This window comes from Mixta tenebrionis (genome assembly GCF_006517625.1).
GTDB lineage: Bacteria > Pseudomonadota > Gammaproteobacteria > Enterobacterales > Enterobacteriaceae > Mixta > Mixta tenebrionis.
Window position 1 is genome coordinate 475,811 of record NZ_VHQI01000001.1, and the last position, 24,025, is coordinate 499,835.

Genomic DNA, 24,025 nt, shown 5'->3' on the forward strand with positions numbered 1-24,025 from the left:
CATGGCACTATCCGTTTTCTGGTTTTTACCCACCCACGGCGACGGTCACTATCTCGGCACGGTGGAAGGCGCCCGCCCGGTTGACCACGCTTATCTGCAACAGATTGCTCAGGCGGCGGATCGGCTGGGATTCGGCGGCGTGCTGATCCCTACCGGACGTTCCTGCGAAGACGCCTGGCTGGTTGCCGCCTCGCTGATTCCGGTTACCCAGCGGCTGCGTTTTCTGGTGGCGCTACGCCCCGGCGTGATCTCGCCGACCCAGGCAGCGCGTCAGGCCGCGACGCTGGATCGGCTCTCCAACGGTCGCGCGCTGTTTAACCTGGTGACCGGCGGCGATCCGGAAGAGCTGGCGGGCGACGGCGTCTTCCTCGATCACACCGAGCGCTATGCGGAATCCGCCGAGTTTACCCGCATCTGGCGGCGCGTACTGGAAGGGGAAACCGTCGATTATCAGGGCGACTATCTGCAGGTGCGCGGCGCGCGGCTGATGTTTAAACCGGTACAGCAGCCGCGTCCGCCGCTCTGGTTCGGCGGCTCATCGCCGGTGGCGCAGGATTTAGCGGCAGAACAGGTAGATGTCTATCTTACCTGGGGCGAACCGCCAGCCCAGGTCAAAGAGAAAATTGAACAGGTGCGCGCTAAAGCAGCGGCGCAGGGGCGCCGGGTACGTTTCGGTATTCGCCTGCACGTTATCGTACGCGAAACCAATGCGGAAGCCTGGCAGGCCGCCGATCGACTTATCGCCCACCTTGATGACGCCACTATCGCCAAAGCGCAGGCGACGCTGGCGCGTACCGATTCTGTCGGTCAGCAGCGTATGGCGGCCTTGCATAACGGGCGCCGCGATCGGCTGGAGATCGGCCCTAACCTCTGGGCCGGCGTCGGCCTGGTGCGTGGCGGCGCCGGTACGGCGCTGGTTGGCGATGGCCCGACGATAGCGGCGCGGATGCAGGAGTACGCCGATCTCGGCATCGAGACTTTTATTCTTTCCGGTTATCCCCATCTGGAAGAAGCTTATCGGGTCGGCGAACTGCTATTCCCTCACCTCGATTTGGTGGTGCCTGACGTGCCCGCGCCGCGCCGCATACCGGCGCATGGCGAAGCGGTGGCGAATGATTTCGCGCCGCAAAAAGTTTCGCAAAGCTGAGGATACGCATCATGAGCAAAGGCAAATTCAGTTCGCGCCATCCGCTGGTGCCCTGGCTGCTGCCGCTGCTGCTGCTGGCGCTGTGGCAAATCGCGTCGCAAAGCGGATGGCTTTCAACGCGTATTCTGCCCGCGCCGCAAAGCGTGGTGTTGACTTTCTGGCGTCTCAGCGCCAGCGGCGAACTGTGGCAGCATCTCGCTATCAGCAGCTGGCGCGCGCTAACCGGATTTATTATCGGCGGCACGCTTGGTCTGGCGCTTGGGCTGCTGGCCGGCGCATCGCACTGGGGCGAACGCCTGCTCGATACCTCGGTGCAGATGCTGCGCAACATCCCACATCTGGCGCTGATTCCGCTGGTGATTTTATGGTTCGGCATTGACGAATCGGCAAAAATTTTCCTGGTGGCGCTTGGCACGCTGTTTCCCATCTATCTCAATACCTTTCACGGCATCCGCAATGTCGATCGCGGTCTGGTGGAGATGGCGCGCAGCTACGGCCTTTCCGGCTGGCGGCTGTTTAGCCAGGTGATGCTGCCGGGCGCCCTGCCCTCAATTATGGTGGGCGTGCGTTTTGCGCTTGGCCTGATGTGGCTGACGCTGATCGTGGCGGAAACCATCTCCGCTAATTCTGGTATTGGCTATCTGGCGATGAACGCGCGCGAGTTTTTACAGACCGATATCGTCGTCGTCGCTATCGTCCTCTATGCGCTGCTGGGCAAGCTGGCGGACATCAGCGCCGTACTGCTGGAGCGGCTATGGCTGCGCTGGCATCCCGCTTATCAACTGAAGGAGGCCGTAATATGAACGCTGTTGCAGCGCCGTCGCGTCTTAACGCCGGCACGCCCGTTGGGCTACAGAATGTCGGTAAGCGCTTTGGCGATCGCGCCATCCTGCAGGGCATCGATTTACACATCCCTTCCGGCCAGTTTGTGGCGGTGGTAGGACGCAGCGGCTGCGGCAAAAGCACCCTGCTGCGCCTGCTGGCCGGACTGGAAGCGGCCAGCGAAGGGGAGCTGTTGGCCGGGCAGGCGCCGCTTGCCAGCGCGCAGGAAGAGACGCGCCTGATGTTTCAGGACGCGCGCCTGCTGCCGTGGAAGCGGGTAATCGATAATGTGGGCCTGGGTTTACGCGGCGACTGGCGCGCCGCTGCCATGCAGGCGCTGGAAGCGGTGAAGCTGGCCGATCGCGCCGGAGAGTGGCCCGCCGCGCTCTCCGGCGGCCAGCGGCAGCGAGTGGCGCTGGCGCGCGCCCTGATCCACCGCCCCGGCCTGCTGCTGCTGGACGAACCGCTGGGCGCACTGGATGCGCTGACGCGTATAGAGATGCAGGCGCTGGTTGAGGAGATCTGGCAGCAGCAAAATTTTACCGTGCTGCTGGTTACGCATGATGTCAGTGAAGCCGTCGCGCTGGCCGATCGGGTGCTGCTGATTGAGGATGGACGTATCGGGCTGGATTTGACTATCGATCTGCCGCGCCCGCGCCGTCGCGGCTCTGCCCGGCTGGCGGGGCTGGAGGAGCAGGTGCTGGAACGAGTGATGCGGCGCGCGCCGGCGCCGACGGTGCGTTACGCCGAACGCTGAACGCCGAATACAGAACGCAGGATGCGGGATGCGGGATGCGGGATGCAGAATGCAGAATGCAGAATGCAGAATGCAGAATGCAGAATGCAGAATGCAGAATGCAGAATGCAGAATGCAGAATGCAGAATGCAGGAAAGAATAAAGCCAGAGGCGACAACCTCTGGCTTTTCGTCGATAAGTTATCGTTTTTTAGATTAACAAATCAATCAACCTTTATCCGCAGATTACCGGCTAAAGATTCCTTCCTCAGGCGCTTAATGCCTTACTGATTTTTTCATACAGATCGCCAGAGAGTTTTTCCAGCCCCTGTAACTCTTCCAGCGCCTCGCGCATCATCCGCTGGCGATCGGCATCATAGCGTTTCAGGCGGATCAGCGGCTCGATCATCCGTGCCGCAACCTGTGGGTTACGGCGGTTAAGATCGGTCAGCATCTCCACCAGGAAACGGTAGCCGCTGCCATCTTTCGCATGGAAAGCCGCCGGGTTCGCCGAGGCGAAAGCGCCGATTAATGAACGGATACGGTTCGGGTTGCTCATGCTGAAGGAGCGATGCTGGAGCAGTTCGCGCACGCGCGTCAGCACGTCCGGCGCCGGACTGGTGGCCTGTAGCGTAAACCACTTATCCATCACCAGCCCATCCTGATGCCAGCGCTCATCCCAGGCGCGCAGCATCTCATCGCGGCAATCCAGCTGCGCCATGACCGCCGCCGTCAGCGCCGCCAGCGCATCGGTCATATTATTCGCCTGCTGATATTGCGCCTGCACCAGGCGGCTGGCCTGCTCCGCATCGCCCAACGCCAGATAGCTCAGACAGACGTTTTTCAACGCGCGTTTGCCGATATCGCTATGCTCAACGCGGTACGTCGGCGTCTGATAAGCGCGATAAACCGCCAGCCACTCGTCAGCCAGCTCCACCGCGAGGGTGCGCATTAATGCGTCACGCACGGCGGCATTGGCTTCCGGATCGATAATATCAAACAGGGCGGCAATCTCGTTCTCGCCCGGCAGGGTCAGGATCAGCGCCATCAGCGCCGGATCGCTGTGCTCATCCAGCAGCACCGCGCGGAACGCATCGGCCACATGCAGCGGCAGCGACAGCGGCTGCCCCTGCTGATAGCGCGCCACGTTAAGCTTAATATGGGTAGCCAGCAGGCTTTGCGCCGCATCCCAGCGCGAAAAATCGTTGCGCGCATGGCGCATCAGGAAAGTCAGCTGCGCATCGCTCCAGCTGTAGTCAAGCTTGACCGGCGCGGAAAACTCGCGCAGCAGCGACGGCACCGGCTGCTGGGGCACATTATCGAAAATAAAGGTCTGGAACTCTTCCGTCACGTTCAGCACATGATGCACCGGCTGGCCGTTGTGCTGCAGCGCAATCGGTTCGCCTTTATCGTCATAGAGTTCAATATCAAGCGGGATATGCAGCGGCAGCTTTTCATGCTGATCGGCGGTAGGCGGCGTAAACTGGGTAACGTGCAGAGTATACTGCGCCAGCTCCGGATTATAGTCGTCGCGTACCGTCAGCACCGGCGTGCCGGACTGGCTGTACCAGCGGCGGAACTGGGTTAAATCGATATGCGAGGCATCCTCCATCGCCTGCACGAAATCGTCGCAGGTAGCGGCGCTGCCGTCATGACGCTGGAAATAAAGCTGCATCCCCTTCTGGAAATTTTCTTCGCCCAGCAGCGTATGCATCATGCGGATCACTTCCGATCCCTTCTCATATACCGTCAGGGTATAAAAGTTATTCATCTCGATAACGCGATCGGGACGGATCGGGTGGGCCATCGGGCTGGCATCTTCCGCAAACTGCGCGCCGCGCATAACGCGCACGTTATCGATGCGGTTAACCGCACGCGAGCCGAGATCGGAACTGAACTCCTGATCGCGGAATACCGTCAGTCCTTCTTTCAGACTGAGCTGGAACCAGTCGCGACAGGTTACGCGGTTGCCGGTCCAGTTATGAAAATATTCGTGGCCGATAACCGCTTCAATACCGAGATAATCTTTATCGGTGGCGGTTTCCGCCTTCGCCAGCACATATTTAGAGTTAAAGATATTTAAACCTTTATTCTCCATCGCGCCCATATTGAAGAAATCCACCGCGACGATCATAAAGATGTCGAGATCGTATTCCAGGCCGAAGCGCTCTTCGTCCCACTTCATACTGTTTTTCAGCGAGGTCATCGCCCAGTCGGCCCGATCGAGATTGCCGCGGTCGACATAGATTTCCAGCGCCACGTTACGCCCGGAGCGGGTGGTGAAGCTATCGCGCAGCACGTCGAAATCGCCGGCCACCAGCGCAAACAGATAGCAGGGTTTCGGGAACGGATCCTGCCACTTGATCCAGTGGCGTCCGTCATCCGTCTCTCCGGCGTCGATACGGTTGCCGTTAGAGAGCAGGAACGGATAGCGCGCGCGATCGGCGATCAGCGTCGTGGTAAAGCGGGCCAGCACGTCGGGGCGGTCCAGATACCAGGTAATATGACGAAAACCTTCCGCCTCGCACTGGGTGCAGAGCGCATCGCCGGACTGATAAAGCCCTTCCAGCGCGGTATTAGCGTCGGGATGAATATCATTGACGATCGTCAGCGTAAAATTTTCCGGCAAATTGTTGAGCAGCAGCGCGCCCTCTTCCAGCTGATAATCCTGCCACGGACGTTCATCCACCAGCAGCGAAACCAGCGTTAAATCGCCGCCATCAAGACGCAGCGCGGCCTGAGCGTCACCAAGGCGTTTTACTTTGCTCACCGCCGTCACCCGCGTCGTGCCGGCGTCGAGATTAAAGGTCAGATCGATATCGGTAATGGTGTAATCGGGCGCACGGTAGTCATGGCGGTACTTCACTTGCGGCTGTTGCGTCATACATTCTTCTCGCGTCTACAATGGTTTAACCGCTAAGTCTATTCTGGTTGCGTCCTGCTTGCCACGTCGGAACGGCGCTTTTCGCAGTTAATGCTACATACCTTTCGCCGCCCTGTATTTATCCTCGACCTTTGCCCCGGTTTTATGCTGTGATCGGCTTCTATTAATCTGTTAGCAGGTTATACTTTTCGTCCTGAAGATCTGTTTACACCCACGGAAACGCCCCGCGCGAGAGGATGCTGAAACGCACCATGACACGATACGCTTCCCCAATTTTAACCACGATGCTTGATACCGATGCTTATAAGCTTCATATGCAGCAGGCTGTTTTTCATCGCTATCGCAACGTGACCGTTACCGCAGAGTTCCGTTGCCGGGGCGACGATCTGTTAGGTATCTATGCCGATGAGATTCGCGCTGAGATTGCTCACATGCAGCATCTGGCGCTGAACGCAGAGGAGTATGCTTATCTGGCGAGCCGTCCTTTCTTTAAGCAGGATTATCTCGACTGGCTGAAAACGTTTCGCTATAACCCTGACCAGGTGCGGGTCCGCAACCATGGCGGCAAGCTGGATATCCGCATCAGCGGCCCGTGGCGCGAAGTGATTATGTGGGAAGTACCGCTGCTGGCGCTGATCAGCGAAGTGGTTCACCGCCACCGCTCGCCGCAGGCGACGCCGGCAATGGCGGTTGAACGCCTGCAGGAGAAAATCAGCGATTTCAGGGAGCGCACCCAGGGGCTCGATCTTACCCGCTTCAGCCTGATGGATTTCGGCACCCGACGCCGCTTCTCCCGCGACGTACAGTTCGCCATCGTCAGCACCCTGCAAAGCGATTTCCCGTGGCTGGTGGGGTCGAGCAACTACGATATCGCCCGCCGGTTAGCCATCACGCCGGTCGGCACCCAAGCGCATGAGTGGTTTCAGGCGCACCAGCAAATCAGTCCGGTGCTCGCCAACAGCCAGCGCGCGGCGCTGCAGGCCTGGCTGGATGAGTATGACGATAAGCTGGGCATCGCCCTGACCGACTGCATCACTATGGATGCCTTTCTGCGCGATTTCGGCCCTGGCTTCGCCAACCGTTATCAGGGGCTGCGTCATGACTCCGGCGATCCGGTGGAATGGGGCGAAAAAGCGCTGGCGCACTATCAAAAGCTGGCGATCGATCCGCAAAGCAAAACGCTGGTCTTCTCCGATAATCTTGATTTCAACAAAGCTATCGACCTTTACCGGCACTTTGGTCAGCGTACCAATGTTGTGTTCGGCATCGGCACCCGTTTAACTTGTGATATCCCTCAGGTTAAGCCGCTGAACATTGTCATTAAGCTGGTGGAGTGCAACGGCAAGCCGGTAGCCAAGCTTTCTGACAGTCCGGGAAAAACTATTTGTCAGGACAAAGCCTTTGTCCGCGCCCTCCGTAAAGCCTTCGATTTGCCGCTGGTAAAAAAAGCCAGCTAACCCGTCGCGCCGGCACGATTTTTCGCTGTGCTGGCGCGACTGCCCCTCGCTCCGATCGCATAATTCGCGAAATAACAACAAAACTCCGCCCTGTCGATGATTTCTGCTTGTGTCCTGACGGACGGCAAGTAACATAGATTAGCCCTGCTTTCGGGGTTAACCCGTTTATTTTCGAACTAATAAAGAGAGAACTTTATGAGCGTAGTGCCTGTAGCGGACGTACTGCTCGGCCAGGTTGCGGTAGGCAGCGATGTCACCGTACGCGGTTGGGTGCGTACCCGAAGAGATTCAAAAGCCGGTATTTCCTTTGTCGCCGTGTATGACGGCTCCTGCTTTAATCCCGTTCAGGCTGTCGTCAATAATTCTCTGCCTAATTACCAGAGCGAAGTGCTGCGTTTAACTACCGGTTGTTCCGTTATTGTCACGGGCAAAGTGGTTGAATCTCCGGGTCAGGGACAGAGTTTTGAGATTCAGGCGACGGCAATTGAAGTGGTAGGCTGGGTGGAAGATCCCGATACCTATCCGATGGCGGCAAAACGTCACAGCATCGAATATCTGCGTGAGGTCGCCCATCTGCGTCCGCGCACCAACCTGATCGGCGCCGTCGCGCGCGTTCGCCATACGCTGGCTCAGGCGCTGCACCGCTTTTTCCATGAAAACGGCTATTTCTGGGTTTCCACCCCGCTAATTACCGCCTCCGATACCGAAGGCGCCGGCGAGATGTTCCGCGTATCTACGTTGGATCTGGAAAACCTGCCGCGCGATGCGCAGGGCAAAGTGGATTTTAATGAAGATTTCTTCGGCAGAGAGGCGTTCCTGACGGTATCGGGTCAGCTGAACGGCGAAACCTACGCCTGCGCCCTGTCGAAAATCTATACTTTCGGCCCGACTTTCCGCGCGGAAAACTCTAATACCAGCCGCCACCTGGCGGAATTCTGGATGCTGGAGCCGGAGATCGCCTTCGCCTCGCTGGATGATGCCGCCAATCTGGCGGAAGCGATGCTGAAGTATGTCTTTAAGGCCGTGCTGGAAGAGCGTGCGGACGATATGGCGTTCTTTGCCGAACGCGTAGACAAAGAAGCGATTACTCGCCTGGAAAAATTTGTTACGGCCGATTTTGCCCAGGTAGATTATACCGACGCGATCGACATTCTGCTGGCCAGCGGCCAGAACTTCGAAAACCCGGTGACATGGGGCATCGATCTCTCTTCCGAACATGAACGCTACCTGGCGGAGAAACATTTCCAGGCGCCGGTGGTGGTCAAAAACTATCCGAAAGATATTAAAGCGTTTTACATGCGTCTTAACGACGACGGTAAAACCGTGGCGGCGATGGATGTTCTCGCGCCCGGCATCGGCGAAATCATCGGCGGATCGCAGCGTGAGGAGCGCCTTGAGGTGCTGGATCAGCGCCTGAATGAAATGGGCCTCAATAAAGAAGATTACTGGTGGTATCGTGACCTGCGCCGTTACGGCACCGTGCCGCATTCTGGTTTCGGCTTAGGGTTTGAACGTTTAATCGCCTATGTTACCGGCGTACAGAATGTCAGGGACGTAATCCCCTTCCCGCGCACGCCTCGCAACGCCACTTTCTAAAATTCGACATTAAATATAAGAAATTCATATATCTACAAAGGCTGACTACGTCAGCCTTTTTTTATTTTTTTAAATTTTGAGTTCTCTCACAAAGTTCCCTGATTTTTACATTTTGTAATACATATTTTCTTCTTGAAACTACTATTAGGGTTTAGTAGCATTTTCGGGGTAGAATTACCTGGCTGTGAATGGAAAGATGCCAGCAGACACAGGAAGACACCAAACTCTGATCAGGTATTTTGTAAAGAATTCTTGACGGCAGTGGCAGGTGTCCAAATAACTCCGATGAGGGTAATAAAAAATGATGAAGCGCAATATTCTGGCAGTGGTTATCCCCGCTCTGTTAGCTGCCGGAGCAGCAAATGCGGCCGAAATCTATAATAAAAACGGCAACAAACTGGACCTGTACGGCAAAGCTGTAGGTCTGCATTACTTCTCTGATAACGACGGCTACGCCAGCGATGGCGATAAGAGCTATGTTCGCTTCGGTTTTAAAGGCGAAACTCAGATTAACGACCAGCTGACCGGTTACGGCCAGTGGGAATACAACGTACAGGCTAACCGCTCTGAAGGCGGCAACGACGTTCAGGAAGGCAACAAAACCCGTCTGGGCTTTGCCGGTCTGAAATTCGCTAACTACGGTTCATTTGATTACGGCCGTAACTATGGCGTCGTTTACGATGCAATGGGCTGGACCGATATGCTGCCGGAATTCGGTGGCGATTCCGCTTACTCAGATAACTTCTTCGTAGGCCGCAGCAATGGCCTGGCAACCTACCGTAATACCGACTTCTTCGGCCTGGTTGAAGGCTGGAACTTCGCGTTACAGTATCAGGGTAAAAACGACGATGGCGTAAACGCTAACAGCCGCGGCATTCAGCAGGCTAACGGCGACGGCTACGCAATCTCTACCACCTATACCTCACCGATCGGCCTCGGCTTCGCCGCTGGCTACGGTTCTGGCGACCGTACCAACGGCCAGCAGAACTCTTACTTCGGTAATGGCGGTGAGCGTGCTGAGCAGTGGGCTGCAGCGGTGAAATACGACGCCAACAATATCTACCTGGCGGCAATGTATAGCGAAGCTCGCAACGCAACCTTCATTGAAGACAAAACTTCCGGTAACCTGACTTCCGGTAACGTTGGCTTCGCGAACAAAACTCAGCAGCTGGAACTGGTTGCGCAGTATCAGTTCGACTTCGGTCTGCGTCCGTCCGTGGCATACGTACAGTCCAAAGCGAAAGATGTTGAAGGCATCGGCGATGTGGATCTGGTTAAATACTTTGAAGTGGGCGCAACCTACTACTTCAACAAAAACATGTCCACCTACGTTGACTACATCATCAACCAGATTGATGACAACAACCGTCTGGGCCTCGGCTCTGGCGACACCGTTGCACTGGGCCTGGTTTACCAGTTCTAAGTTAGCGTAATAACGGGCGCGTTGACTCCGCCCGGCATAAATAACGGGGCCTCTGGCCCCGTTTTTATTTCTTCTGTTTTAAAGCTGAATTTACCCCTTACTTTTTCTCGCAAACGGTTGGCATTTAATCTTTCTGGCGTTAACCTGAAGCCTCTTTTCGCTTTTTTCGAAGCTTACGGACCTCTCATATGTTTGAAAATATTAGTGCTGCACCCGCCGATCCTATCCTCGGCTTAGCCGATCTTTTCCGCGCTGACGATCGCCCGAATAAAATTAATCTTGGTATTGGCGTCTATAAAGATGAAACCGGACAGACGCCGGTACTGACCAGCGTTAAAAAGGCCGAACAGTACCTGCTGGAAAATGAAACCACTAAAAACTATCTCAGCATTGATGGTCTGGCCGATTTTGCCCGCTGTACCCAGGCCCTGCTGTTCGGTCATGACAGCGTGATTATTAGCGAAAAACGCGCCCGTACGGCGCAGACGCCCGGCGGCACCGGCGCACTGCGCGTAGCCGCTGATTTTCTGGCGACGCAAACCACCACGAAACGCGTCTGGATCAGCAATCCCAGCTGGCCGAACCATAAAAACGTTTTTAGCGCAGCGGGCCTCGACGTATATGAATATCAATATTATGACGCGGTGAACCACCAGCTTGATTTCGACGCCATGCTGAACAGCCTGCGCGGCGCCAAAGCGGGCGACGTGGTGCTGTTCCACGGCTGCTGTCATAACCCAACCGGCATCGATCCTACCGCCGAACAGTGGGCGCAGCTGGCGCAGCTGTCGAAGACGAGCGGCTGGCTGCCGCTGTTCGATTTCGCCTATCAGGGTTTCGCACGCGGGCTGGAAGAAGATGCCGAAGGGCTGCGTATATTCGCTGCCAGCCACGACGAATTGCTTATCGCCAGCTCTTACTCAAAAAACTTTGGCCTGTATAACGAACGTGTAGGCGCCTTTACGCTGGTAGCGGCCGACAGCACGATCGCTGATACCGCATTCAGCCAGGTAAAATATACCATCCGCGCCAACTACTCTAACCCGCCGGCGCACGGCGCGGCCGTTGTCGCCACTATTCTGAGCAACGATACGCTGCGCGCAATCTGGCAACAGGAGCTGACTGATATGCGTCAGCGCATTCACCGCATGCGCCAGCTGTTCGTGAATACCCTGCAGGAAAAAGGCGCTAATCGCGATTTCAGCTTTATTATTCACCAGAACGGTATGTTCTCGTTCAGCGGTCTGAATAAAGAACAGGTTATTCGCCTGCGCGAAGAGTATGCTATTTATGCGGTCAATTCGGGACGTATTAACGTGGCTGGTATGACGCCGGATAACATGGCTGCACTCTGCGAAGCTATCGTTGCGGTGCTATAACGGCAATTGCGAACATAAAAAAATGGGCCCTGTGGCCCATTTTTGTTGCTGAGGTTTCAGTTTAAGAAAGGGTTGCTGATACGCTCGCGGCCCAGGGTGGATATTGGTCCGTGGCCCGCAATAAACGTCACGTTATCACCAAGCGGCAGCAGTTTATTTTTAATGGCGTTAATCAGCGCCTCATGGCTTCCCTGTGGGAAATCCGTGCGCCCTACGCTGCCATTAAAAATAACATCGCCGGAAAATAGCAGGCGTCCGGCACGGTGGAAGAAAACGATATGGCCTGGCGTATGACCAGGGCAGTGCAGCACTTCCAGCGTTTCCCGCCCTAACTCCAGGCTATCTCCCTCTTCCAGCCAGCGATCGGGAGTAAAGGGAGCGCATTCAGCCAGGCCAAACATCTGGCTCTGCACCGGCAGCGCATCCAGCCAGAAGGCATCCTGCTTTTGCGGTCCAACGATCGACACGCCATAATGCGCCGCCAGCTCAACCGCCGCGCCCACATGATCGAGATGGCCATGCGTCAGCAGTACCGCTTTAACCTGCACGTTTTGCGCCTCAACCTGCTGTTTAATCTGTTCCGCATCGCCGCCGGGATCGATCAGCGCCGCCTCGCGCGTTTCATTACACCAGACCAGCGAACAGTTTTGTGCAAAGGACGTTACGGGGATAATAAGGTAATCCATAATGCTCCGTTATCAGCGGCCAGGGCAGCCGCTAAACTATCGTTCTGTTACCAGGTTCTTACCGGCCCGGTATCAATATGCACGAAGTTGCTACGTGGATAATATCCTACACCACCGGCGCGCATTTTTAATGCCGCTTTGCGAATATTACTTAACGATACGCCTTCAATATGGAAATCCATCGCCTGTCCCAGCGTGTGATAGCTGTGCCTGGCGACGCCGCGGCCTTTTTCACGCAGCATATTATTGGTGGCGAGTGAGCGATAACCGGAAATAAGCTGGATGGGTTTACGACTTTCAAGCATCGCCTGCAGGCGATAGAGCTGATCGAACAATTTCGGATCGATACTTTTAATTTTATTAGCCCGATAATCGCGGAAAAAGTGATTTAGTCGCGCCAGCTCTTCCAGATCGTAGTTTTTGCCATTAAAAAATTCAGTTTTCAGGGTTTCGCCCGTATGAAGATTATTAAGCGTTAGGATACGCGGACGAGAGGTAGAAACTGAGGCGAAAGCTGCGTCCGGAAGCAGCGCAAGCCCTGCTGCCGCGCCGCCCAAAACCAGCAGCTTACGACGTTGAGAATCAATATTAGCCATAAAATGCGTTTACCTGCAAAAAGAAAGCGAAGCGTGCAAAAAGTACACAAGCTCGCACCATAACCGCCACTTTTGTTAACGTCAAGCCGCCAAACGACAGGAGTATGAAGAACGACACAAGCAGCGGGGATAAAACGGCTGTCTGACAGCGCAGACAGCCCACCAAAAGCCTTAAAAAAATCAAGGGTTAAAGCAACAGTTGCCCCGCCTGCGCCAGAATGCGCGTCCCCGACTGAGCGGTGGTATCGTAATTGTAAATATCTGTACGGAATTGTGTCTTGCCATCTTCAGCTACCCACGCGGTTAAATAGAATAAATTAACCGGGACGCGATGCCGTATTGGTACATAGCGCGTATCACCCTGCTTAAGACTGCTGGAGATGCGGGCGTCACTCCATCCGGCGTCCTGCAGCAGCAAATTCGCCAAATCCGATGCTTTATTCACCCGCACGCAGCCGGAGCTCAGCGCGCGAATATCTTTCTGGAACAGCCCATGATTGGGCGTGTCATGCAGATAAATAGCGTCTGAACTGGGCATATTGAATTTAAAGCGTCCCAGCGAGTTGCTGGCGCCCGGCGCCTGACGCAGCCGATAGGGAAAGTTATCCGCCGAGACCATGTTCCAGTTAATCATGCTGGGATCGATAACTTCAGCCTGACTGCTCCAGCCCGACAGCAGCGTATAGCCATGCTTATACAGATAGGAAGGATCGCGCTTTACCTTGGGAATAATATCCTGACGCACCAGCGAGGTAGGAACATTCCACGGCGGATTAAGCACCACGTTATTTAACGCGCTGCGCATTAACGGCGTTTTACGATCGGGACGTCCGACAATAACGCGCGACGACAAAATTTTATTGCCGTCGGCGTAATAGACCAGAGAATAGTTGGGAATATTCACCATAATGCCGTTACGCATATCATCCGTCAGCAGGCGCAGGCGTTGAATATTCAACGCCAGCAGCGCAGCGCGCAGCTGCGGCGATACATTCAGCCATTCACGGGTGCGCGGACCAATCGCGCCATCGGCGTCCAGCCCCTGCCAGCGCTGAAAGCTTTTTACCGCTTCCACCAGCTCCGGCCCATAAATATTATCGCTGCTGGCGGGCGACGAAGAGGCAAGGTTGCCCGGATGCTCCGGCGTCGCCGCGGGCAGATCGGCCACGTTCGCCGCTGAAGGGCTGACGGCTGCCGTCTGCGTATTATCACGCGGGCGAGAAGCGTCAGCAGAGGCCGTATCCTCGGTCGGCGCCGGCGTATCGTGTTGTGTAAACATACCGGTGCGCTGCAAAATTTCTCTTAACGCCGGTACATCATCGCTGACCTGACCCGGACGCAGCGTCTGCCTGTTTTTCAGCTGCGGCCAGGGACGCGTATCCGCCAGCAGAGACTTGAGCGCTTTATGCATAGGCGCATATTGCGGATGCCGGGGCGCCAGCGAGTGGATAAAGGTTGCGGCGTGCCCCTCATTAACGGCAGCGATCCACTGGTTAGTGGCCGACAACGGCGGCAGCGCCATTTTATAAGGCACCCGGCTATAGAGCCAGCTCTCCCCCTGTTGCGGCACATTGCTTACAAACTGCAAATAGCCGAGCATGGCGTCCGATAAGATAATATCGCGCGCCATACCGGTAATTTCAGGCGTGGTTAACTGCTGTACCCACTGAGTAAACTGCGGCTGGATGCCCGAAAGCGCAATTTCTGCCAGCTGCTGTTGAAACTGCTGCACCGCCTGCCGATCCTGCCACAGCGGCTGCATGTGGCGCGTAGCGTAAAGCGACGCCAGCGTTCCGCTGTAGAAAGGTTTTACGCCCTGCGGCAGCGCAGCCAGAATTTCCTGCTGCGCCGTCGCGGCGCTCATGATTTTTTCCGTAACCGTTGTCGGTACGGTCGTCGTTACCGCCGCCTCAGCCGTACATACCTGTAGCAGACTGATGGCGACCGCCCAGGCCAGCGCCTTTCTTCTAACCATATAAAAATTTGCCAGCAACATCCTTGCCCCCTGCCTGTTTTATCTGCGGTTAACGCACCGTCAAGACTGTTAATTATTATAATAAGTATATAAACGAACAACGGCATTTGTCTCATAGAGCAAATGCCGCTGGTTAGATTAAACGCGAAGCAACAACATTACTATATCAAACCTGGGTTTTTTCACCCTCCGGCTGGTCCTGCTCCGCTTCACGCTGGCTGGCGCCCGGCAGCGGATCGGCAGAGAAGCCGCGCAGGCCGACAACATGTACGTGCTCGGTATTATTGAAGACTTTGCGCACCAGCTTGTAGGTCGTGCCCTTCTCCGGACTGATGTTTTCCGGTGCGGCGATGATCAGCTGCATCTCCAGACGCTCGCAAAGCTCAAACAGCGTAGCGATAGATTTCGCATCAAGACGCGCCGCCTCATCAAGGAACAGCAGGCGACACGGGCTGATATCCTTGCCGCGCAGGCGTCGCGCCTCTTCCTCCCAGCTCTGCACCACCATAACGAGAATCGACATACCGGTACCAATAGCCTCGCCGGTTGACAGCGCCCCGCTTTCAGCGCGCAGCCAGCCGTCGGAACCACGGTTTACCTCAACCTCCATTTCCAGGTAGTTACGGTAGTCAAGCAGCTCCTCGCCAATAGTCTGCGCCGTGCGCTGCCCCATATCGATCTGCGGATTCAGGCGCTGCCAGAGCTTCGCCAGCGCCTCCGAGAAGGTCAGGCGGTTGCTGTTAAACAGATCCTGATGCTGCTCGTGCTGCTCAGAGAGCACCTCCAACAGCATGGCGTGACTTTCACGCACGTTGACGTTCAGACGCACGCTGCGCACCTGACCGAAGCTGACGCTTTGCAGACCCTGGTTAAGCTGGCGGATACGGTTCTGTTCGCGCTGGATGGTTTTACGAATGATGTTCGCCACGCTGCGCGAGCTAATCGCCAGCATTTTTTCACGCGCGGTCAGCTCTTCCGTCAGCCGGCTCAGTTCGATCTCCATCTGCTCGATAGCTTCTACCGGATCGTCGGTGCGAATAATATCCTGACGAATACGTTCGCGCAGATGCTGATAAACCGCGATAAAGAACTGAATTTTGCGTTCCGGGCGCTTCGGATCTTCAGAGAGACGCAGCACGTCGCGCAGATGCTCGTTATCGGCTACCGCCAGGCGCAGCGCGCCTAACGCCTTATCCGACATCGATCGCAGCTCATCGCCGCCGAGATAGGCGAGTTCGCGGCGATGCAGGCGACGCTCGACGCCGTTATCTTTCACCATACGCATTACCGCGCACCAGCCCGCCTTGGCGCTGACCACCTGCTCACGGCTGATATGATAATCACGCTCCAGGCGGCGCAGTTTTTTCTGCAGGCCGTCCATCTCCGCCTCGCAGAAAGTCAGCTGTTTTTCCAGCTGATTGCGGCGTAAGCGGTTATGGCTGAGCGCGTTATGCAGTTCGTCGCGACGGATTCTGGCGCGCTCTTCCGCGCTGGCGTCCGCCGGCACGCCGATATCCTGCATCTCCTGCTGCAGCTCTTTCAGCATATCGCGTTTAGCGTCGTAAGCGCTTTTCAGCGACGCCAGCACCTGGGAATACTGCGTCAGTTTGGCCTGGTGTTCACGCAGCTGTTCGCGCGCTCTGGTGCGATCCGCCTCGGCGTGCTCCAGCCGCTGACGTAGCTTTTCATTCAGATCGCTGGTGCCGGTAAGCATCCCCGCAGAGTCGACATAGCTAAAGTGCGCGCGCCGCTGCACCACTTCGGTAATGGCAAACGCCTGCTGGCGCGCTTCGCGCTGCGCCTGCTGCGCCTGTTGATAATCCGTTTTCAGCTGTTCATGCTGCTGCGGATCGCTTTGCAGCACGCTCAGCAGCGGCTCAAGGCGGGCCAGGTGGCTGCCGTGCTGTTGAATAAAGCGCGCCGCTTCCTGCGCCTCGCTCAACAGTTCACGCAGCTCTTCGCAGCGATCGGCCAGCGTTTCGTCCAGTAGCAGATTGACGCGCGGCAGCAGGCGGTTCAGCTGGGCCACGCCCTCTTTCGCCTGTTCATACTGCTGACGCTGCTGCTGATTTTCACTTTCATGGGCGTTCAGCGCGCGCTCAATTTCGCCACGACGGACATTCAGCTGACGAATCTGCGCCTCAGGATCTTCTTCGAACGCTACCGCCAGATGGCTGCCGATAAAACGGCTGAAGGATTGATGCAGGCGCTGCGTTTTCTGGACGTCAAACGAAAGCGTAGCGTAGGTTTCCGCCAGCTGCTCGCGTTCGCTATGCAGCAGCTCAAGCTGCTTTTCACGGGCGGCGCGGCCGAACAGCGGCACCTTCGGAAAGCGGGAATAACGCCACTGGCGATCCGCCACTTTTACCACGACCGCTTTTTCCAGCTCTTCTACGCTGAATACGCTGTCATCGAAGGATTGCGGATCGCCTTCGATCAGGTAAAGATCTTCCGGACACTCTTCCAGCCCATCCAGCTGTTCACGCACCAGCGAAAGATCGGGCACCACGATACCGTGACGTGACGGCCCATACAGCGCCGAGAAGTAAGGCGCGTCCTCAAAGGTTACGTCATCATAGATTTCTGAAAGCAGCACGCCGCCAAAGCGTTCCGCCAGGGCGTTGAGCCGTGGATCTTCCGCGCCGCCGGGCTGGCTTAAACGTTCAATTTGCTGCTCCGTTTCCCGCTTGCGCGCCGCTATTTCATCGCGTTCAACCGTGGTTTCGCGCTCGCGCTCCAGCAGCTGCTGCATATACTCCGTCACCTGCTGGCTGCTGGCCAGCGGCTCTCCGGTTTGCTCGCTGAGCTGGGTCAGGATCTCCTGTGCGGCCAGCCAGTGCGGCGCGCGCGCGGTCAGATGGCTGATGCGCTCGCGTACCTGCTCCAGCTCCTGGCGCATCATCATGCGCTGTTCGCCCGCCTCGGCGACGCTTTGCCCCAGCTGCTCAATGCGCGCTTCCAGCTCCTGCTGCAGCGCTTCCAGCTCATGAGCCTCATACTGCTGACCCTGACGCTTGCAAAACTCGTTCAGCAGGCGCTCGGCTTCATACTGCTCACGCAGTCGCTGTTCCATTTCGGAGAGGCGCATGCGCAGCGAGGCAAGCTGCTCCGCCTGATGGCGCTGGTTCGCCGCATCGCGCAACAGCTCCCGCCCGGTTTGCCAGGCTTCGCTGCGGCTCACCGGCCCGGCGATTTTACAAACCAGCTCAAACGCCTGTTCAAACTGACTGTGCGCCGCTTCGGCCACGCTCATTTTTTGCTCAAGCATCAGCAGCGTTTCCGTCGCCTCCTGCTCGCGCGCCTGGAAGGTTTCCTGCCACTCTTCCGCATTTTCAGCGCTCAGCTCCGGCAAACGGCAAAGCTCCTGCGCGCGCTTCAGTGCCGCCAGCGCCTGCTGATACTGGATAGCGCGCGTCTGCTGCACGTCCAGCGCCTGCTGATAATCCGCCAGCTGACTTTTTAGTTCGTCAACTTCCAGCTCCGCTGCTTCACGACGCGCTTCATTTTCTTCCTGCAGCTCACGCGCTTCGGCCACCACCTCATTTTGCTCTTCCAGCCGGTAGGTCAGCTCGTCGATATCGGCCTCGTAGCGCTCGATCTTCTCCTGCTGACGCACCGCCGTCTGCACCAGGTTCAGGTGATCGCTGGCAGCCTGGTAATCCGTTTCCAGGTCGCTTTCGGCAGCGCTGTGCTCAGCCAGTTCGCGCGCCATTTCTACGTGACGATACTGCTCGGCGGCCAGCTGCTTGCGGCTGGCGAACAGTTCGCTGCGTAGCGCCAGCGCGCCGTCAAGATGAATGCGGCGCTCGTTAGCGTGGCGCATATAGTCTGCCGCCACGTAGCTGGTAGCTTCAGAAATCAGGTGTTTAAACAGATCGCGATCGGACTGCGTTACGCGGATAGCTTCCAGCGTCATGCGGTTTTCGCGCAGCGCGGCTTCCATATCCTGAAACGCCTTGCGAACGCCGCTGTTTTCCGGCAGCAGATAATCGCGCAGGGAGCGGGTAATGGCGCTGGAGATGCCGCCGTAAAGCGAGGCTTCAATCAGGCGATAAAATTTGCTGCGGTCGCTGGCCGAGCGCAGACGGCGAGCCACAATGCCCAGCTCAAACATCAGGCTGTGGTAGTCGATAACGGAGTTGTACTGTTTAAACTGTACCCCCTCCATCGCTTCAACCCGCTCTTTCAGCTCGTTAAGCGGCAAAACGCGCGCCTGGCGCGTGCCGACCGTCTCGGTCAGTATTTCAGTAGGCTGCTGAGCGCTCGGCAAACCATGAATGCTGAAAGGCCGGATATCCACCTTTTTATCACGTCCGGCTACCTGCTGCAGCCGCACGCCGACAATCACCCGCTGATGGCGCGAGTTCACCACATCAAGCACCGAGTAACAGACGCCGGGACGCAGCTTGCCGTGCAGCCCCTTATCGCGTGAACCGCTGGTAGAGCCCGCTTCGGTGGTGTTGCGGAAATGCAGCAGCGTCAGATCGGGGATCATTGCCGTAATAAAGGCCGCCATGGTAGTTGATTTACCGGCGCCGTTGCCGCCGGAAAGCGTGGTAACCAGGCTATCAAGTTCAAAGGTGCGCGCAAAAAAACCGTTCCAGTTGATCAGCGTTAGCGAGCGAAATTTACCGCGTTCAATCATTCCTCTTCATCCTCCGCCGTTTCTGACTGGGCTTCCTGGGCATCCGGTTGTTCAACGCCGCTTTCCAGCGCCATCGCTTCGCCGACGCGAATCAGGCGCAGCTGCGCCTCGCGCGGATCGTCGCCGCTGCGTACGTCTGCGCCGAAGCGGAACACGGATTCCATAATGCGAAACTTACTGCTGTCATTGCCCATAAACCACACCATGCCAAGCCGGCGCAGGCGGTTCAGCGAGGCGCGCATTTTTTCCTGCAGCTTCTGGCGATCGAGATCGGAACCGGTGGAACGCTGGTTTACCAGCTTCAATAGCTTGCTTTCATCCGCCAGGCTTAGCAGTTCGTCATAGAGCTCCTGCTGGGAGAAAATACCCTCGTTCGCCAGGCGCTCCGGGCTGAGATAGAGATAACAGAGAATTTTGCCCACCAGCATATCCAGCTCGGAGAGCACCGACCGTGGAATCAGCGTGGTGGAACGCGGACGCAGATAGAAAAAACCTTCCGGCGCGCGAATTAACTCAACGTTATAACGCGCATAGAACTCTTCAAGATATTCCTGGTAATCCATTAAAAAAGCGTGGTTGTCCAGCTCTTCAATGCCAATATGTCGTCCCGCACGCAGCTGGCTGTCCAGCGCGGGAAAAAGCGGATTCGCCAGTGCCTGGGCCAGCTTAACCGGCATCACTTGTTCAATATTTGTCGATGACATGCGCCTGCACCTTGGCTCCGTAATCATTGATGGGCTGCCATTGCGCCGGCAACCCGGAAAAATCAGCTTCCGCCACGCCTAAACGCACCGCCTGATCGACGACGATGCGCGCCACGTCAAAGTGGCGGGAACGTGGATACTGCGCCAGATAATCCCGCATCACCTCGCCGAGGTTAAGCGGTTTATTTTCCGTTTTGTAAACCTGCAGCGCTTCTTCAATCATCGCTGCAAGCTGCTCACGGATTTCATTAAATTCTTCGTACTCCAGCTCCGATGGCAGCTCGCCGGTGACTTCCTCGTCACGCAGCGCCATCTCGTCGTCACGCATATCGAACAGGCGATCCGCATTAGCCCAGGTTAGCGCCCAGGGCTGCTCAAAGTAGTTCTGCACCGACTGACGCAGACGCTGAGCGAAAACGCGGTTTTTATCCATATCGATAGCGGTACGAATAAATTTATGCACGTGACGGTCGTAGCCGATCCAGAGATCGATCGCCTGCTGGCCCCAGCTAATAATACGGTCGAGTTTGTTTTGCAGATCGAACACCAGCTTATCGATAAAGCCTAAATCGGGGCTGTTGAGCGTGGCGTCCTGAATACGCAGCAGATTGGCCTGCAGCTTATCGCCGGCGGCCTCCAGCGTATCCTGCAGCTCGCGCAGCGTGCCGGACGTTTCCGAGAGCAGCATTTCGCAGCTGGAAATCGCGGCGCGCCAGTCCTGATTCAGCAGCTCCGCGATATCATTTTTTACCGACTGCTGCTGCTCATCCATCAGACGCTGGGTTAAATCGATGCTGTCGAAAATTTCCGCCACCGAATACTTCAGCGGCGCGAAGACGTTGCGATGCCAGTGAAATTCGTCGCCGTTTTCATCCGCCGCATCCGCCGCCCGCTTCAGTTCCTGCGCCACAATAGAGAGCTGCATCGAGAGGCGCAGCGTGGAAAATTCACGCTGGCGGATATAGTAATCGGTAATGCCGATAGCCAGCGGCGTCAGGCGATAGATAGCATTGCCATCCGCCAGCTCGCTGGTAAAACGGTTAAGCAAGCGCTGGCGCACCATATCGTTTATCGCATTGTTGGCGCGCACCATTACGGTTTCATGGGTCTGTTCAAACGCCTTGCTGACATGACGAAAGGCGTCGATCAGCTCGCCCTCGCTCATTTCACCATCCATGCGCTCGCTGTTTAAGGTGGCGATAGCCAGTAAAAAGGCCAGACGTTCGGTAGGTAACGAAACGGAAAAATCGTTTTTCCGCGCCCAGGAAACCAGTTCCGGGACAGTCTGGGAAAAATCACTCATAGTCGATCCTTCTGGGCGGGTTTCCGCGCGGTAACATGGATATAACGCCCAAGGCTGATAAAGGGTTCCTGGCGGCAATATTGCGTTTCCATCGCCAATACCCGATCGAATTCATCAATTCGTTGTTGTTTATCGTGCATGTAATCGTGAAATACCCGAATGCCGGCGCGACGTTCAATAACAAAGCCGCATGCCTGTAGCCATTGATAAACCTGCTGGGGATCGCGCGGATAATCTGGCGAAAGGGTGCGCTTTTTACGCTTCTTCATGCCTGATTCCAGCCAGCCGAAATTGCCGTGCGCCAGGTTCTGCAGGATAAGTCCGTGCAGGTTATAAAACATCAGCGATAATATTCCGCCCGGCGCCAGCGCGTTATACAGCACGGCCAGGATCTCTTCGGGCGCGGCGACCCATTCCAGTACAGCGTGAAACAATACCAGATCTGCTGGCTTATCCAAATGTTGCGCCAGCTGTTGAGCGCTAATTTGTTTGAATTGCATATTGGCCAGCACCTTCTGCTGCTCCGCATTAGCGCGCGCGCGCTGCAGCATTTCGCCGGAAATATCGCACAGCAATACCTGATGACCGCGCGCCGCCAGCCCGCAGGCGATCTGCCCCTGCCCGCCGCCGACGTCGACAATATGCAGCGGGCGAGCCGGCAGCGTAGGCAGCAGCGCGTCCAGCTCCTGCCACAGGATCGCCTGACGAATTCGTCCTTTAGTGGTACCGTAAATGTTTTGCGCGAATTTATCTGCAATATCGTCGAAGTTACGATCCTGCATAGCGGCAGCTCCGGTAGATTGCGGTTCAGTAGCGCCTATTTTGTCATACCCCGGCTAAGAATGAACCTTTGATGCAAACTCTGGCTCTCGGATGATGTTTTTTCGGACAAAAGGAATCCGCAAATATGTTTTTTACCCTGAAAAAGATCGTGGGCGGGCTATTACTGCCTTTGCCGCTCCTGCTTTTGCTGATGGCGGCGGGGATTTTACTGCTTTGGTTCACGCGCTGGCAGAAAAGCGGGAAAACTCTCGTTTCAGCCGCCTGGGTCATACTTTTTGCATTGAGTCTGCAGCCGGTAGCGGATAGCCTGCTGCGTCCGCTGGAGCGGCAGTATCCTACGCGCAACGCCGCGGCGAATATCCGTTATATCGTGGTATTAGGCGGCGGCTATACGTGGAATTCGAAGTGGGCGCCCAGTTCAAACCTGATTAGCAACAGCCTGTCGCGCGTAACGGAAGGCGTAAGGCAGTGGCGCCTGAACCCCGGCGCGCGGCTGATCTTTACCGGCGGCGCGGCGGAAACCAATCCGGTAAGCAACGCCGAAGCGGCCGCTGCCGTAGCGCTATCTCTGGGGGTGCCGGAGCAGGATATTATCCGGCTCGACTGGCCGCGCGATACGGACGATGAAGCGCGCGCGGTGAAAAAAATGGTGGGAGAACAGGCGTTTCTGCTGGTGACTTCCGCTAATCATATGCCGCGCGCGATGGCTTTTTTCCGTCATCAGGGATTAGCGCCGCTTGCGACGCCGGCAAATCAGATGGCGATCGAATCAGCGCTGAACTGGTGGGAAAAAGCGTTGCCGGCTCCCTTATGGCTGAGCCATAGCGACCGCGCGGTTTATGAAGGCATCGGAACGATTTGGCAAAAACTTAACGGTAAAAACAGCATCGGGAAGGAAGAAGCGCGATAACGCTGGCGGCAAGAGGCCGGGCAGCCTCTTGCCGGATCGCAACGGCAGCGGTTATTGCAGTACCGCGCGCACGCGGGCTAAATCTTCTGCGGTATCCACCCCGGCGGCTGGCGTGGTTTGCGCCACGTCGACATGAATTTTCTCGCCGTACCACAGCACGCGCAGCTGCTCCAGCAGCTCGATTTGCTCCAGCTCGCTCGGCTGCCAGCTGACGTAGCGACGGATAAAACCGGCACGGTAGGCATAGATGCCGATATGACGCAGCAGGCTGTCGCCAATCGCATCGCGCGATTGCGCGAAACGCTCGCGGTCCCATGGAATAGTGGCGCGGGAGAAATAGAGCGCATAGCCCTGCGCGTCACGCACCACTTTTACCGCATTAGGATTAAACGCCTCTTCGGCGCTGTCGATCGGCACCGCCAGCGTCGCCATACCGGCGGTGACGCCCGCCAGGTTGTCAGCCAGCTGACGAATAATTTCCGGCGGAATAAGCGGTTCATCGCCCTGTACGTTAACGATAATGGCATCGTCGGCGAACTGATATTTTTCTACCACTTCCGCCAGCCGTTCGGTGCCGGACTGATGATCGGCGCGCGTTAAACAGACTTCGCCGCCCGCAGCGCTAACCGCTGCCGCAACATCAGGATGATCGGTAGCCACAATAACGCGATCGGCGCCGGACTGCAGCGCCCGTTCCATCACGTGCACCACCATCGGCTTGCCGTGAATATCTACCAGCGGCTTACCTGGCAGGCGGGTTGATGCAAAACGAGCCGGAATAATAACGACAAAACTCATGGATGTATCTCGTCTGCTGACAGCGTGCGGGCTTCGTTTTCCAGTAAGACCGGAATGCCATCACGAACCGGATAAGCCAGTCCGTCCGGTTTACAAATCAGCTCCTGCTGTTCTTTGTTGTAGTAGAGCTTGCCGTTACATACCGGACAAGCAACGATTTCAAGTAAACGATGATCCATGTT

The 24,025-nt window shown here is 56.5% G+C and carries 17 protein-coding genes and 1 pseudogene; 8 read left to right on the forward strand and 10 right to left on the reverse strand.

The window, feature by feature from the left end:
• Position 1: 1 nt before the first annotated feature.
• Genes ssuD through ssuB form a run of 3 tightly spaced genes read left to right on the forward strand, consistent with a single transcriptional unit; the run spans position 2 to position 2,726 of the window.
• Entirely contained in the window at positions 2-1,147 is a 1,146-nt protein-coding gene (gene ssuD, locus FKM52_RS02215) for an FMNH2-dependent alkanesulfonate monooxygenase (RefSeq protein WP_141174553.1), read from the forward strand.
• 11 nt (positions 1,148-1,158) lie between these two features.
• Positions 1,159-1,950, forward strand: a complete 792-nt coding sequence (gene ssuC, locus FKM52_RS02220) for an aliphatic sulfonate ABC transporter permease SsuC (RefSeq protein WP_141174554.1) — start codon at positions 1,159-1,161, stop codon at positions 1,948-1,950.
• Positions 1,947-2,726, forward strand: coding sequence for an aliphatic sulfonates ABC transporter ATP-binding protein (gene ssuB / locus FKM52_RS02225; protein WP_141174555.1), 780 nt, complete (start codon positions 1,947-1,949; stop codon positions 2,724-2,726). Before ssuC ends, ssuB begins: the two co-directional genes overlap by 4 nt.
• Before the next feature lie 246 nt (positions 2,727-2,972).
• On the opposite strand, the gene pepN is transcribed toward ssuB, so the two are convergent.
• The gene (gene pepN / locus FKM52_RS02230; RefSeq protein ID WP_141174556.1) at positions 2,973-5,588 is read right to left on the reverse strand and encodes an aminopeptidase N; all 2,616 of its coding nucleotides are present in this window, start codon (positions 5,586-5,588) and stop codon (positions 2,973-2,975) included.
• Positions 5,589-5,824: 236 nt separating this feature from the next.
• Between pepN and pncB the strand changes: the two genes are divergently transcribed.
• The 4 genes from pncB (at position 5,825) to FKM52_RS02250 (ending at position 11,443) form a co-directional block, all read left to right on the forward strand.
• The gene (pncB, locus tag FKM52_RS02235; RefSeq protein ID WP_141174557.1) at positions 5,825-7,045 is read left to right on the forward strand and encodes a nicotinate phosphoribosyltransferase; all 1,221 of its coding nucleotides are present in this window, start codon (positions 5,825-5,827) and stop codon (positions 7,043-7,045) included.
• Between the two features lie 195 nt (positions 7,046-7,240).
• The gene (gene asnS / locus FKM52_RS02240; protein WP_141174558.1) at positions 7,241-8,641 is read left to right on the forward strand and encodes an asparagine--tRNA ligase; all 1,401 of its coding nucleotides are present in this window, start codon (positions 7,241-7,243) and stop codon (positions 8,639-8,641) included.
• Positions 8,642-8,942: 301 nt separating this feature from the next.
• Positions 8,943-10,064, forward strand: coding sequence for a porin OmpF (ompF, locus tag FKM52_RS02245; protein ID WP_280115549.1), 1,122 nt, complete (start codon positions 8,943-8,945; stop codon positions 10,062-10,064).
• Between the two features lie 188 nt (positions 10,065-10,252).
• On the forward strand, positions 10,253-11,443 hold the full coding sequence (locus FKM52_RS02250; protein ID WP_141174559.1) for an amino acid aminotransferase: 1,191 nt from the start codon (positions 10,253-10,255) through the stop codon (positions 11,441-11,443).
• Positions 11,444-11,499: 56 nt separating this feature from the next.
• Here the strand turns inward: FKM52_RS02250 and FKM52_RS02255 are convergent, their stop codons facing one another.
• The 7 genes and pseudogenes from FKM52_RS02255 to cmoM all read right to left on the reverse strand — a co-directional run bounded on the left by FKM52_RS02255 (position 11,500) and on the right by cmoM (position 22,134).
• A complete protein-coding gene (locus FKM52_RS02255) occupies positions 11,500-12,129 on the reverse strand; it encodes an MBL fold metallo-hydrolase (RefSeq protein WP_141174560.1) in 630 nt (209 codons plus the stop codon).
• A gap of 47 nt (positions 12,130-12,176) precedes the next feature.
• Entirely contained in the window at positions 12,177-12,725 is a 549-nt protein-coding gene (gene mepK, locus FKM52_RS02260; RefSeq protein WP_141174561.1) for a peptidoglycan L,D-endopeptidase MepK, read from the reverse strand.
• 187 nt (positions 12,726-12,912) lie between these two features.
• Positions 12,913-14,625, reverse strand: a pseudogene (gene ldtD / locus FKM52_RS02265) (L,D-transpeptidase); the annotation flags it as partial.
• A 241-nt stretch (positions 14,626-14,866) separates the two neighbouring features.
• Complete coding sequence (mukB, locus tag FKM52_RS02270; protein ID WP_141174563.1) at positions 14,867-19,345, reverse strand: chromosome partition protein MukB; 4,479 nt, start codon at positions 19,343-19,345, stop codon at positions 14,867-14,869.
• Positions 19,342-20,049, reverse strand: coding sequence for a chromosome partition protein MukE (gene mukE, locus FKM52_RS02275; protein WP_141174564.1), 708 nt, complete (start codon positions 20,047-20,049; stop codon positions 19,342-19,344). The genes mukB and mukE overlap by 4 nt, the downstream gene beginning before the upstream one ends.
• Positions 20,030-21,352 (reverse strand): chromosome partition protein MukF, encoded by a 1,323-nt coding sequence (gene mukF, locus FKM52_RS02280; protein WP_141174565.1) that lies wholly within the window; start codon positions 21,350-21,352, stop codon positions 20,030-20,032. Before mukF ends, mukE begins: the two co-directional genes overlap by 20 nt.
• The gene (gene cmoM / locus FKM52_RS02285) at positions 21,349-22,134 is read right to left on the reverse strand and encodes a tRNA uridine 5-oxyacetic acid(34) methyltransferase CmoM (RefSeq protein ID WP_141174566.1); all 786 of its coding nucleotides are present in this window, start codon (positions 22,132-22,134) and stop codon (positions 21,349-21,351) included. The genes mukF and cmoM overlap by 4 nt, the downstream gene beginning before the upstream one ends.
• Positions 22,135-22,259: 125 nt before the next feature.
• Here cmoM and elyC point away from each other — a divergent pair, with 125 nt between their 5' ends.
• Positions 22,260-23,045: an envelope biogenesis factor ElyC gene (gene elyC, locus FKM52_RS02290; protein ID WP_141174567.1), complete on the forward strand. Its 786-nt coding sequence runs from the start codon at positions 22,260-22,262 to the stop codon at positions 23,043-23,045.
• 51 nt (positions 23,046-23,096) lie between these two features.
• Here the strand turns inward: elyC and kdsB are convergent, their stop codons facing one another.
• Together kdsB and FKM52_RS02300 are read right to left on the reverse strand one after the other, a co-directional pair.
• On the reverse strand, positions 23,097-23,843 hold the full coding sequence (gene kdsB / locus FKM52_RS02295) for a 3-deoxy-manno-octulosonate cytidylyltransferase (protein ID WP_141174568.1): 747 nt from the start codon (positions 23,841-23,843) through the stop codon (positions 23,097-23,099).
• The gene (locus tag FKM52_RS02300) at positions 23,840-24,022 is read right to left on the reverse strand and encodes a Trm112 family protein (RefSeq protein WP_038627028.1); all 183 of its coding nucleotides are present in this window, start codon (positions 24,020-24,022) and stop codon (positions 23,840-23,842) included. Before FKM52_RS02300 ends, kdsB begins: the two co-directional genes overlap by 4 nt.
• Between the last annotated feature and the right edge of the window lie 3 nt (positions 24,023-24,025).

Bases quoted from the DNA above. Each gene is read 5' to 3' on its own strand.
- pepN (WP_141174556.1), bottom strand. From the start codon at position 5,588: ATGACGCAACAGCCGCAAGTGAAGTACCGCCATGACTACCGTGCGCCC.
- FKM52_RS02255 (WP_141174560.1), bottom strand. From the start codon at position 12,129: ATGGATTACCTTATTATCCCCGTAACGTCCTTTGCACAAAACTGTTCG.
- ssuB (WP_141174555.1), top strand. From the start codon at position 1,947: ATGAACGCTGTTGCAGCGCCGTCGCGTCTTAACGCCGGCACGCCCGTT.
- pncB (WP_141174557.1), top strand. From the start codon at position 5,825: ATGCTGAAACGCACCATGACACGATACGCTTCCCCAATTTTAACCACG.
- mukB (WP_141174563.1), bottom strand. From the start codon at position 19,345: ATGATTGAACGCGGTAAATTTCGCTCGCTAACGCTGATCAACTGGAAC.
- ompF (WP_280115549.1), top strand. From the start codon at position 8,943: ATGATGAAGCGCAATATTCTGGCAGTGGTTATCCCCGCTCTGTTAGCT.
- mukF (WP_141174565.1), bottom strand. From the start codon at position 21,352: ATGAGTGATTTTTCCCAGACTGTCCCGGAACTGGTTTCCTGGGCGCGG.
- mepK (WP_141174561.1), bottom strand. From the start codon at position 12,725: ATGGCTAATATTGATTCTCAACGTCGTAAGCTGCTGGTTTTGGGCGGC.
- elyC (WP_141174567.1), top strand. From the start codon at position 22,260: ATGTTTTTTACCCTGAAAAAGATCGTGGGCGGGCTATTACTGCCTTTG.
- asnS (WP_141174558.1), top strand. From the start codon at position 7,241: ATGAGCGTAGTGCCTGTAGCGGACGTACTGCTCGGCCAGGTTGCGGTA.
- kdsB (WP_141174568.1), bottom strand. From the start codon at position 23,843: ATGAGTTTTGTCGTTATTATTCCGGCTCGTTTTGCATCAACCCGCCTG.
- mukE (WP_141174564.1), bottom strand. From the start codon at position 20,049: ATGTCATCGACAAATATTGAACAAGTGATGCCGGTTAAGCTGGCCCAG.
- FKM52_RS02250 (WP_141174559.1), top strand. From the start codon at position 10,253: ATGTTTGAAAATATTAGTGCTGCACCCGCCGATCCTATCCTCGGCTTA.
- cmoM (WP_141174566.1), bottom strand. From the start codon at position 22,134: ATGCAGGATCGTAACTTCGACGATATTGCAGATAAATTCGCGCAAAAC.
- FKM52_RS02300 (WP_038627028.1), bottom strand. From the start codon at position 24,022: ATGGATCATCGTTTACTTGAAATCGTTGCTTGTCCGGTATGTAACGGC.
- ssuC (WP_141174554.1), top strand. From the start codon at position 1,159: ATGAGCAAAGGCAAATTCAGTTCGCGCCATCCGCTGGTGCCCTGGCTG.
- ssuD (WP_141174553.1), top strand. From the start codon at position 2: ATGGCACTATCCGTTTTCTGGTTTTTACCCACCCACGGCGACGGTCAC.